Source organism: Corynebacterium flavescens, from assembly GCF_008693105.1.
GTDB classification, from domain to species: Bacteria; Actinomycetota; Actinomycetes; order Mycobacteriales; family Mycobacteriaceae; genus Corynebacterium; species Corynebacterium flavescens.
This window is the reverse complement of the sequence record NZ_VXKK01000009.1, coordinates 133,985-144,965: the sequence shown is the minus strand read 5'-3', so window position 1 is coordinate 144,965 and position 10,981 is coordinate 133,985. Positions and strand designations below refer to the sequence as shown.

Below are 10,981 nucleotides of genomic sequence, written 5' to 3'. Positions count from 1 at the left end.
TGGCCTAAAACGCGGTATTGGCCGGCTTTCGGGCGTTTATATTCCGTCAGGGAATATAAAACCGGCATTTATACATACTTACCAGTGCAAAGAGCAAAATCCAGACACACTTCCTGCTCCTTAGCCCTTGATTTCCAACGCATAGCCATCTGGGAGATTGTAACCCTCTTTTGCCTTGAGTTGAGTAGACAACTCGGTATCGCTGGTAGTAGGGACGCTGACGCCCTCGAACTTGTCCGTAACATTCGACCGCTTATTATCGAACTTAGAATCATTCCACTCGGGAAGCTCCTTGTACTGGAAGACGGTCAAAGCTACAGGAGACTCACAGAACTTCTGAGGACCGTCCAGCTTATCCTTAAAATCAACAGTAACCGGGTTGCTACCCGCTACAGATTGAGGAACCTTGACCTTCCAGTTAATTTTCTTGAGATCCTTGGTAATGGTACCCGTCTTAACGGGCTTTGTCGGTGGAGTCCATTCTTCGACTCCGACCTCGCCAGAGATCTGATTCTCATCATCAACGAAGAAAGTGTTCTTGTATTCGCCCTTTTTCAAAGGCTGGCCATCGGTGGAGCAAATCGTGTACTCAATGCGATAGGTCTGATCGGACTTAAATGCTCCTTTAGCGTCCAAAGCAACGTCGACATCAGTGCCGTTGGCGTCAGAGGCAGTGAGTTTTACACCTTCCTTGATCTCTGTAAACTTCCCAGATCCGCGGCCGTAGGACAACTTAGTTGGGCGATTCTCGCACAGCTTAGTTCCATTCGGAAGCTTGTCACTGAGGATTACTTTTCCAGTGTTCTCAGTATCCAGTGGGGTTAGCATATTGCCGGGAATTTCTACAGTCCACTTCAATGAAGCTTTGTCGGGCTGTAGTTCGCCAGACTTCTTGAGTTCTAGCGTCGCCCCGTCATCAATTCCTCCCTCGCCGGGCAAGTCAACAACAACCTCGCCTCCGGGGACATTAAAGGACAGCGTTTCTTCAGTGGTTCTTTCAACCGCCGTAGCTTGGATAAACCAGCTGCCTTTAACTTCATCGAGGCCATTGACGTTATCGTTCAAGACACAGGTGAAAGTGTTATTGTCCGCTACGTCGCACTTACCAAACACCTCTTCTGCGTGCTCCCCTGTAGCAACAAGGTCAAAGCTCTGGCCAGCGGGTATCTTCAGCTGCTGCGGGAATCCCACACTAAAGGAGTCGCCGCCTTTGGGGTTTGCATTGGTTGCGTCCCAAGTACCCTCTACCCTGGCAGGCTTTCCTACTTCCAGTTGCTGCCCAGGATCAGGCACACCGGAAATCTTCGTGACATCGACTTTGATTGCCGGGTTAACAGCCATGACTCCAGCAAGGGGTTCACTTAGGCCTTCAAGATCGCCAGCAGTCGGTTCCTGTGCGGGTGCTTCTTCGGCGCTGTCAACCGGTTCGATTTCCTCCGTCGAGGTCTCCACATCCGATGTGGTATCGACATCAGACTCCGTGCCGAGATCGGTAGTGACAGCCGGCTGGCTATCGTCTTCCTGCGCGCTAGCCGTGGGCGAAGCCACGACGAGGGTGGATAAGACCAATGCGAAGATGCCGACGATTGCCGCCAGAGCGATCCATACATTTGTCCCACCCCCACGGATTCTTGTATTAAGTCTCTCCATGTCTGGAGTCCTTTCGTTGAATGAGAGAAATGCCAGGCGGTGATCCAGCATGCATGCCCTGGGGCGGGCTTGAATACTGGTTCTCTTTGTTTGGCGGATAGCGAGTACCCGCCATCCCACTAGGTAACTATAGCCATCTATTACAGGCTGTAATAATTGTTTTTTGAGGATTTACTCAGTAAGCGGCCAAATAACACCAATTTTCCCCATGTGACGTGCAACACCTGCAATCGGCGTTTCTTATTACCGCCGGTCAACGACAGTAATCCGTTTCACATTTTGCTTAGATTATCCTTTAATCACACCTTTCGTGAATGTAATTCGGGTGTACCTCCCCACCAGAAGTGACAGCACCAAGCCATCACCGGTGGCTACCCCCGCACGATTAGAAGCCGCTATCGCGTGCGCCCTGCCAAGGACGCAGGTGGCGGGATACTAGAGTATTGGCAATGAGCACGTTGCCTGGCCCCCATCCCACCCCGCAGCCACCTGAGCCTTCAGAGTCGGCGGCGCCTGCTTCGACTTCTACTTCTGGGGCGGAGGCACCTGCTGAGTTTCCCTTCGTGGCGCTGACGGTGCGCACCACGGGCATTCACCCCTCCACGGGGCGTGTGGTGGCCATTGATGCGGTGACCTTTTCTGAGACGGGCGCAGTAGGCGAGGACTACCACGTGGTCATTGACCCGGAGACCGATCCGGGGCCGCGGCACATGCATGGGCTCAGCCACGAGGAGGTGGCACAGGGCGAGCCTTTTGCACGGGTGCTCAAGACCCTCGATAGACTGCTGGATGGCCGCAACCTCGTGGTTCACAACACCCCTTATACCTGGGGGTTTATTGTTGCCGAGGCCCGGCGCGCCATGGTTGCTGCAGCGCGGCAGAACCGCTCGCGCAATCGAGGGCGCTCAGGCGGAAGGCGCCGGGCCAAGGTGGGACACGTGCCCACGCCGGAGCGCATCATCGATACCTTGGAAACCTCGCGTCGGCAGGGCGTGCGTAGTAATGATGTGCGTTTAGGGGCCGTCGCCAAGCGCAGCGGGATTGACGCGCCAGATCCAAAGGCCACCGTCGAGCGCGCCCAGCGCAGTGAATTCGATGTCACGCGTGCGGAGACGCAGCTGCTCATTGAGATCTTCCAGGCGCAGAGTACGGGCACGCTCAGCTCCTACGCACCGGATGATATTCGGGCGGACCGCTTTGGGCTGCAGCGCTCCCACGTGCGCGTTGATGCCGCCGAGGCGCCGCGTCAACACGCCAACCCCGGCAAGTACGAGCCGGGCAAGAACCTTGTTCGTGGCATGGAGGTTGTCGTCGCACCGGAGATTGCGGAGGACCCCGATGTCATCATCGAGGCGCTCATGCGCGAGGAATTGAACTACTCCGAGAAGCTCACCCGGGAGACCTCAGTCGTGGTGTGTAACGTCACCACAGATCTGGTGGGAAAGCCCATGCACGCCCACCGCAAGGGAATTCCGCTTATGGCAGATGAGGCTTTCCTGGCCGCGCTAGAGCGCATCGAGGAGGCCCCCGAGCCAGAGCCGGAGCAGGAGGAAAAGCGCACGCCGCATGTGCCCAATAGCAATAACCGGCGTGGTGGCGGGCGCAATCAGCGCCGCCGCCACAAGCGCAAGTCCACCAGTAACAACGCGCAGCATGGTGGGGCTAGTGTTGGGAGAACTAGCGGTGGGGGAAATAGCGGAGCAGACAGTGCTCACACCGCGGCGTCCCCCGCTGCTTCCTCTGCGGCGGAATCATCGGCCACGGCAGCGGATGCACAGGCGGCAGGTGCGCAGGCTGCAGGCGTTCAGGCGTCGGGTGCATCCTCGGGGCGGCCCAGCGGGGATAATGCCGCGGCGGGCAAGGGCAGGCGTCGGCGGCGCCGCGGTGGACGCGGTGGCCGGAATGGTCGCGGGAAGCGAAATTCTGGCGGCGCGGCGGCGAGCAACAGCGAGTAGGCGCCGTCTCGGTCTAGTCTGTAGGGCATGAGATTTCACCTTCCCGCTGCTCTCAAGAAGGCGCGTACCAACGCAGCCACCACCGCGGCACGGCTGGCCACGGCGGCCTCCCGCGCCACCGGCCGCGGCTCCGGCGGAATGATCGGTGGCCTCATCGCTGGGGCCATCGATCCCACCATCATGGCGCAGCTGGGCAAGGGCCGCCCCGCCGTGTTAGTCACCGGAACCAACGGCAAGTCCACCACCACGCGCATGCTCGCCGCGGCGGTGGGTTCCACCTATCGCGTGGCCACCAATGACGGCGGGGACAATATGGACGCCGGCATCATCTCCGCGCTCCTGGCGGGCAAGGCGGCCAGCCACCTCGTACTTGAGGTCGATGAGCTCCACGTCCCGCATGTGGCGGATAACCTCAACCCGCAGGCGCTGGTGCTGCTGAACCTCTCGCGCGATCAGCTTGACCGCGTGGGTGAAATCAACAAGATTGAGCGCGCCCTGCGCGGTGCGGTGGCGGCGCACCCAGACATGCTTGTCATTGCCAACTGCGATGACGTACTCATGACCTCGGTGGCCTATGACGCCAAGAACGTCACCTGGGTCTCCGCCGGCGCTGGCTGGCTCGGGGATTCCGTGACCTGTCCTCGCACCGGCGGGCACGTGGTGCGCACCGATGATGACTGGTACGCGGTCAAAAGGTTGCCCGATGGCCGCGAGTTCCGCCGCCCCACCCCCACGTGGTCCGTCGATGAAGATGGTGTGCTCACGCCCGCCGGCCACAAGGAACTGTCCCTGGCCCTTCCTGGGCGCGCCAACCGCGGCAATGCCGCGCAGGCCGTGGCCGCCGCCGTCGAGGGCTTTGGCATCGACATCGACAAGGCCATCGCCGCCACCGAATCCATCGATGACGTGGCCGGGCGCTACTCCACTGTGGAGTGGGGTGAGCGGAAGATCCGCCTGCTGCTGGCCAAGAACCCCGCCGGCTGGCAAGAGGCGCTGTCCATGGTTGATCGCAGCGCCGATAGCCTCGTCATTGCCACCAACGGCCAGGTGGCCGATGGCGTGGACATGTCCTGGCTGTGGGACGTGCGTTTCGAGGACTTCGAGACCTTAAGCGTCAAGGCCTCCGGCGAGCGCGGCACCGACCTGGCCGTGCGCTTGGTCTATGCCGACATCAACCACGAGCTCATCGCCTCACCGTTGGAGGCCATCCGCTCCTGCCCGCCCGGGCGCGTTGAAGTGCTGGCCAATTACACCGCCTTCCGGGATCTCAAGAAGGCACTAAACAGGGCCGTGGCCCAAGAGAAATCTCAGTCGCCCACTCAATCGACCGCCGGCAAGGAGTCTTAACATGGATAAACTCACCATCGGCCTCGTCCTCCCCGACGTGCTGGGCACCTACGGCGACGACGGAAACGCCCTGGTCCTGCGCCAGCGCGCGCGCATGCGTGGACTGAAGGCGGAGATTCTGCCCATCAAGCTCAACGAGCCCGTCCCCGATTCCCTCGACATCTACACCCTGGGTGGTGGCGAGGACACCGCGCAGATTTTGGCTGCAGAGCACCTCATCGCTGACGGCGGATTGAGCCGGGCGGCTGCCGCCGGGCACCCCGTGCTGGCGATCTGCGCCGGCCTGCAGGTCCTGGGCGAGTCCTTCCGCGCTTCGGGCCGCATCGTGGACGGCGTCGGGCTAATCGACGCCACCACTGCCGGCATGCAGGAGCGCGCCATCGGCGAGGTGGCCTCCACCCCCACCGGCACTGGCATCACCGCCGAGCTCACCGAGCCGCTGACCGGCTTTGAGAACCACATGGGCGCGACCATCCTGGGCCCCGCCGCGCAGCCGCTCGGCGAGATCACCCGCGGCGTGGGCAATGCCGATACCAATGCCACCGCCGACCTGCGTGACGGCGCCATGCAGCGCACCGCCGAGGGCGCAGTCCAGGGCAACGTCATCGCCACCTACATGCACGGCCCCGCTCTTGCGCGCAACCCCCAGCTGGCTGATCTCCTGCTGGCCAAGGCCATGGGCATCACGCTGGCCGAGCTCGAACCGCTCGACATTCCCGCCGTCACGCAGCTGCGCGCCGAACGCCTGCGTAGGTCTTAGTCACGTAAGCCTTAGCCACGTAAGCCTTGGCCACTGCTCGCCGCTAATGCCTGGCGCGGACGAAGCGCCCGGCGCGGCGCTCTAGCCAGCGGTCATTTTCTACTACCTTGACGCCGTTGACAAAGACGGAGTTAATGCCGGTAGGGCCATTGGTTGGGTCCTGGAATGTGGCGTGGTCGGCCACGCCAGCCGTATCGAAGATCACGAGGTCGGCCTTCTTGCCCACTTCGATGCTCCCGCGATCCTGCAGGCCGAAGATGCCTGCGGGCAGGCTGGTCATCCGCCTTATCGCCTCTTGAAGGCTGAGAATGGCCTTATCCCGCACGTAGAAGTCCAAGATGCGGGCAAAAGTACCATAGGCACGCGGATGTGGTTTTCCGCCCGTGCCCAGCGGCAGCCCATCGGAACCAATGGCCGTGAAAGGACTGCGCAGCGCCGTGACCACATCTTCTTCCCGCATGGCATGCACAATCATGGTGGCCTCGAGGTTTTCTTCAACCAGGATCTTCCCCAAAGCCAGTCCCGGCGCGGTGGAGAGTTGGTGTGCAATCTCGAGCAGGTTCATCCCATCAAAACGGTGGCTGTGCGAGCTGGCTATGACAATGCCCTCCCAGCCCGCGGCCATGGCGTAGTTCTCGTAGGAAAAGCGATCATTATTAATCTCCTCGACCGCCCGGTGCAGCGTTTCCGGATCCCGCAGGCGCTGCAACAAAAGCCTGCTCCCTCCCTCGTGCATCCAGGGCGGAAGCAGCGCGGAGAGCATGGTGCTCGCCGCGGTATAGGGATAGATGTCTTGGGTGAGGGCGACGCCGGCGGTGCGGTGGGCGTCGAGAAGCGTGACTGCCTCATCCATCAACGAGGAGCTGAAGCGATCCGCAAACTTCAAGTGCGAAATATGGCAGTGCACGGGGTTGCCGGCCACCGCGGCGAGGGTCTCATTGATGCTGGCCACCAAGTTATAGCTCTCATTGCGCATGTGGGAGCTATAGACCGCGCCGCGCGGCAACACGCTCACCAACTGGTTGAGCTCATCCGGCTGCGAGAACACGCCGGGCGGGTAAATCAGGCCGGAGGATAGCCCCACCGCGCCTTCCTCCATCGCCTCGCCCACCAGACGCTGCATCTCCAGCATCTCCAAGGGGGAAGGCGGAGTGGGGTCCAGCCCGCGCACCGCGATGCGGATGGTGTTGTGCCCCACCAGCGCGGCGTAGTTGGTGATCGGCTCGAATTGCTCTATCGCCGCCCGGAACTGGGAATAATCCTTCCACGGGTACTTCTCGCGGGGAAAAATCCGGGTGACTAGGCCATAAAACTCTTGCTCGAAGGCCTCCGCGATGGGCGCGAGGCTAAAGCCGCAATTGCCCACAACCTCCGTGGTCACGCCCTGCAGAATCTTCGACGTGTCATCAAAGCTCAACAAGGGGGAGTTATCCGAGTGCGCGTGGCTCTCAATGAAACCGGGGCACAGATAGCTTCCCTTCCCATCGATGACGTGGTCGAAGGACTGCCCGCCGCAGCTGCCTGGGCGCTGGAGAGAGGCAATCGTGTCGCCCTCGATGATGACGTCCCGGGCGTCCGGTTTCCTTCCGGTTCCGTCGATGACCTCTGCGTTCTTGATTAATGTGGTTGTCACTTTTCTAACGCTTCCTTGTATCTGCCTAGGTGTGTAGGAAATTCTCCTAGAGCTCTATAGGGGCCTCCTCCTTCTCCTTGTCGAAGAGCACCTTCTTTAGCACCACCAGCGCACCGGCGGAAAGAATCAAGAGCCCGACCATAGTGAGCAGGCCTCCCTCCGTGGAACCAGTTGCGGTCTTTACAAATCCGATGATCATCGGGGCAACGAACCCGCCCAGAATGCCCATCGTGTTGATGTAGGCAATGCCGCCTGCGGCCGCGGTTCCGCCGAAGGCCTTGGAGGGAACCGCCCAAAAGACGGTGTAGGCACCCCACACGCTAAAGACCGCGACGCACAGCGCCAGATAGGAAATCCAGAAGTTCGCGGAGAGAACAGCAGCGGCCACCAAGGCCACCGCCGCGAGCAGCGTGGGGACGAGCGCGTGCCAGAAACGATCCTGCGATCTATCGGAGCTGCGCGTAAGCAGCACCATGACGGGAATGGTCACGAAGTAAGGCAACGCGGTAAGGAGGCCGTTGGCAGTGTTGTTCTCGATGCCGTTTTCCTTCAAAATCGTCGGCATCCAGAAAGTCGTGGCATAGATTCCGCACATGATGCCGAAGTACGCCAGTGCCATGACGTGGACCTGCACGTTCTTCAGGGCGTCGACAAAGCGGGAGGCCGTGTGGTTGCTTTCCGTCTCCGCACGGTCGCGGTGGATAACCGCCAGCTCTTCCTTGTTGAGCCACTTGGCCTCATCAGGCGTATCAGACATCAGCTTCCAGAAGATTATGCCGAGGGCCACAGCCGGCAGGCCCTGGATGGGGAACATCCACTGCCAACCGGACAGCCCGCCAACGCCATCCAAACCCGCAATGACAAGCGCCGAGCCTCCGGAGCCCAGAATGGAGCCGATGGGCCCGGCCAGCATGTACACGCCCATCACCGCAGCCATGCGCTTGGCCGGATACCAATACGTCAGGTAGAGGATAATGCCTGGGGCAAAGCCCGCCTCGAAGATGCCGAGGATGATGCGCAGCGTATAGAGCTGCCATGGCTCCGTGACGAACATGGTCAGGGATGAGGCAAGACCCCACAGCACCATGATGCGCGTGATGGTGCGCCGGGCACCGATCTTATTCATCAAGAGATTGCTCGGAATCTCGAGCGTTGCATAGGCCAGGAAGAAGATGCCGGAGGCGACGCCAAACACGGCATCCGTCAGCATGGGCATATCTTCTTGCATATGGAGCTTGGCAAATCCGATATTGACGCGGTCAAGGTAGGCAAAGGTATAGCAAATGAGCAGCATCGGAAGAATCCGCCGATTTACTTTCCTATAGACATCTTTGGCCGTGACTCGGGCTTCCACAATAGTCATAGTTACGGGGATACCTTTCTTCCAACCGATATTGTGGGCGTAATTGTATAGTGAGCCATATCGCGGCCGATATACTGCAAAAAATCGGGTTCTAACGCTCTTAATGCGCAAGAAAATGACAGCAAGGTGCCAAACATGAAAGAAACAGATCTCATCGATTTGGAGATTGTCGACGCCCTCCAAGCTGATCCCGCCGCCCCCTGGAAGGAAGTAGCGCACAAGGCAGGGCTTTCTGAGGCCACGGTATCTAGGCGCTGGGCGGCATTATCTCAGCACGGACACGCGTGGACTGGCATGGCCTACCACCCGCTGCGCAGTAAAGGTTTCTTCGTCGAGATTGGGGTATGGGGAAACCAACGCGACGAGTGCGCTGACCTCCTTTCACAGCGCAAGAACGTCATTACCGTCGGCACCACCACAGGGGACTACAACCTGTTTTGCATAGTCATCGCCGAATCGATAGAGGACCTCGCCGCAGAATTCTACAACTCTTTTACCGAGCTCCAGCTCGCAACCACCTACCGGGTCTCCGCATTCGGCCACATCAGCGGCGGCGTGCACTGGCGCCAGGGCCTCCTCGCGGATTCTTCCCCCCGCCGTCCCGCGCCACTCGATGGGCGCTACCTCAGCGAAGAACTCACCGAGGACGATAAGCGCGTCTTCGAGCTACTCTCCTGCGACGGGCGCCTGCCATACGCCGCAATTGGAAAGAGCCTGAACATCACCACAGCCCAAGCCAAGAGATCTGTGAACAAGCTCATCAGCCACGGGCACGGACTCTTTCGCTGCGACGTGGCTCGTCCGCTGTTTGATTACCCGCTCGGATTAGTAGTCTTAGCCCGCTGTCCCATTGACCAGGTGGAGGAGGCCGCGGACTTCTTCGGCGAATGGCGCGAGACCAGGTTCTGCGCCTCAGTGATCTCCGAAACCAACCTCATACTGGTACTAAGCTTGCACAGCTTGGGCAATGGAAATGATCTTCTGAAAAGAATCGACAAAGCCCCCGTGCAGTTTCACGTTGTGGAGTACCGGCTCATTCCCCAAATGCGAAAGACTTACGGGATGATTTTGCGCCCCGACGGCCAGGCCAAGCAGGCTGTGCCGATTAGCCCCTGGAGCACGCGCACTTCCGAAAACTAAATGGTCAGGCGCCCCGAAAGCGCACGGGAGAGCGTGAGCTCATCCACGAACTCGAGGTCCCCGCCCAAAGGCATGCCGGAGGCCAGGCGCGTGATTTTTAAATCCGGGAAGTCCCGCAACAGGCGCACCAAGTAGGCTGCGGTGGCCTCGCCCTCCGTGTTCGGATCGGTGGCCAAGATGACCTCTTTGATAACCGGGGTCGGTGCGTAAAGCGGTTTCTCCGGGGTGGAATCAGCCAGTTCTTTATCCGGCAGAACCCCACCGATACGCTGCAGCAACGAGGAGATATTGAGATCCTTCGGGCCTACGTTCGCCAGCGGATCCAAAGCCCCGCCGAGGACGTGATAGCGCCCGTCATATTCGCCGGTGCGCTCGATGACCTGGATGTCCTTGTGCTCTTCCACGACACATACCGTGGACGTATCGCGCTGCGAGTTCACACAGATGCGACAGATCTCCTCCCGGGAAATGTTGCCGCAGATGCGGCAGAAGGTCACCCCATCGCGCACGGCACCCAGCGCGTTTTGGAGGCGTTCAATGTCTTCGGGGTCCATGTGCAAGACGTGAAAAGCGATGCGCTGCGCCGACTTCGGGCCCACGCCCGGCAAGCGCGAGAGCTCATCGATGAGATCCTGCAATGGTCCTTCGAACACAATTCTCCTTAGAAAAGTTAAAAGACTGCCTGCCTGCGCTCTCCTTGCCCATGCAAGAAGAGGAGACGACAGTCTTTGTAGTGTATCGCCGGAGGCGCCCCGCCCCAATTAGCGGCAACGCAGCGGCTTTAAAGGTGGAGCCTCAACCTTTAGAAGGGGCCCAGTCCCTGAGACAGCGGCCCGATCTTCTCCTGCGCCAGACGCCCAGCGGCATCGTGGGCCTCACGGATTGCACCGATGATGAGGTCCTGGAGAGTCTCCACATCCTCCGGATCAACCACGGACTTATCGATCTGCAGATCAACCAGCTCCGCACCACCGGTCATAGTCACCTTAACGAGGCCGTTTCCGGCTGTTCCCTCTACGTGGGCCTTGAGGATTTCTTCCTGCGCGGCCTGCAGTTCAGACTGCATACGGGCGGCCTGCGCGAGCAGCTCGTTCATATCACCGGGCTGGGGCATAGATTCTGGCTGGGTCATG

At 60.0% G+C, this 10,981-nt stretch carries 8 protein-coding genes and 1 pseudogene; 4 read left to right on the top strand and 5 right to left on the bottom strand.

The genetic code is table 11. The features are described 5' to 3' along the window. Window positions 1–120: 120 nt before the first annotated feature. Complete coding sequence (locus F4V60_RS01185) at window positions 121–1,650, bottom strand: Ig-like domain-containing protein (protein ID WP_075728959.1); 1,530 nt, start codon at window positions 1,648–1,650, stop codon at window positions 121–123. Between the two features lie 449 nt (window positions 1,651–2,099). On the opposite strand from F4V60_RS01185, the pseudogene F4V60_RS12685 reads away from it, so the two are divergent. From F4V60_RS12685 to F4V60_RS01170, 3 genes and pseudogenes are all read left to right on the top strand, one after another. Next, window positions 2,100–3,194 (top strand): annotated as a pseudogene (locus tag F4V60_RS12685) (exonuclease domain-containing protein); the annotation flags it as partial. A gap of 438 nt (window positions 3,195–3,632) precedes the next feature. Next, window positions 3,633–4,952, top strand: a complete 1,320-nt coding sequence (locus F4V60_RS01175) for a Mur ligase family protein (protein ID WP_075728957.1) — start codon at window positions 3,633–3,635, stop codon at window positions 4,950–4,952. A gap of 1 nt (window position 4,953) precedes the next feature. Further along, window positions 4,954–5,712, top strand: coding sequence for a type 1 glutamine amidotransferase (locus tag F4V60_RS01170; protein ID WP_075728956.1), 759 nt, complete (start codon window positions 4,954–4,956; stop codon window positions 5,710–5,712). Between the two features lie 43 nt (window positions 5,713–5,755). On the opposite strand, the gene F4V60_RS01165 is transcribed toward F4V60_RS01170, so the two are convergent. Beyond that, entirely contained in the window at window positions 5,756–7,345 is a 1,590-nt protein-coding gene (locus F4V60_RS01165) for an N-acyl-D-amino-acid deacylase family protein (protein WP_075728955.1), read from the bottom strand. A 46-nt stretch (window positions 7,346–7,391) separates the two neighbouring features. Next, window positions 7,392–8,708 (bottom strand): MFS transporter, encoded by a 1,317-nt coding sequence (locus tag F4V60_RS01160; protein WP_075728954.1) that lies wholly within the window; start codon window positions 8,706–8,708, stop codon window positions 7,392–7,394. 135 nt (window positions 8,709–8,843) lie between these two features. On the opposite strand from F4V60_RS01160, the gene F4V60_RS01155 reads away from it, so the two are divergent. Next, window positions 8,844–9,848: an Lrp/AsnC family transcriptional regulator gene (locus F4V60_RS01155; RefSeq protein ID WP_075728953.1), complete on the top strand. Its 1,005-nt coding sequence runs from the start codon at window positions 8,844–8,846 to the stop codon at window positions 9,846–9,848. Here F4V60_RS01155 and F4V60_RS01150 read toward each other — a convergent pair. Then, entirely contained in the window at window positions 9,845–10,501 is a 657-nt protein-coding gene (locus F4V60_RS01150) for a recombination mediator RecR (protein WP_075728952.1), read from the bottom strand. The two genes, F4V60_RS01155 and F4V60_RS01150, sit on opposite strands and share 4 nt — an antisense overlap. A 149-nt stretch (window positions 10,502–10,650) precedes the next feature. Then, window positions 10,651–10,980, bottom strand: a complete 330-nt coding sequence (locus F4V60_RS01145) for a YbaB/EbfC family nucleoid-associated protein (RefSeq protein ID WP_075728951.1) — start codon at window positions 10,978–10,980, stop codon at window positions 10,651–10,653. Window position 10,981 lies beyond the last annotated feature (1 nt).

Excerpts from the sequence above, each read along its gene's own strand:
- F4V60_RS01185 (WP_075728959.1), bottom strand. The coding sequence starts at position 1,650 with ATGGAGAGACTTAATACAAGAATCCGTGGGGGTGGGACAAATGTATGG.
- F4V60_RS01175 (WP_075728957.1), top strand. The coding sequence starts at position 3,633 with ATGAGATTTCACCTTCCCGCTGCTCTCAAGAAGGCGCGTACCAACGCA.
- F4V60_RS01170 (WP_075728956.1), top strand. The coding sequence starts at position 4,954 with ATGGATAAACTCACCATCGGCCTCGTCCTCCCCGACGTGCTGGGCACC.
- F4V60_RS01160 (WP_075728954.1), bottom strand. The coding sequence starts at position 8,708 with ATGACTATTGTGGAAGCCCGAGTCACGGCCAAAGATGTCTATAGGAAA.
- F4V60_RS01155 (WP_075728953.1), top strand. The coding sequence starts at position 8,844 with ATGAAAGAAACAGATCTCATCGATTTGGAGATTGTCGACGCCCTCCAA.
- F4V60_RS01145 (WP_075728951.1), bottom strand. The coding sequence starts at position 10,980 with ATGACCCAGCCAGAATCTATGCCCCAGCCCGGTGATATGAACGAGCTG.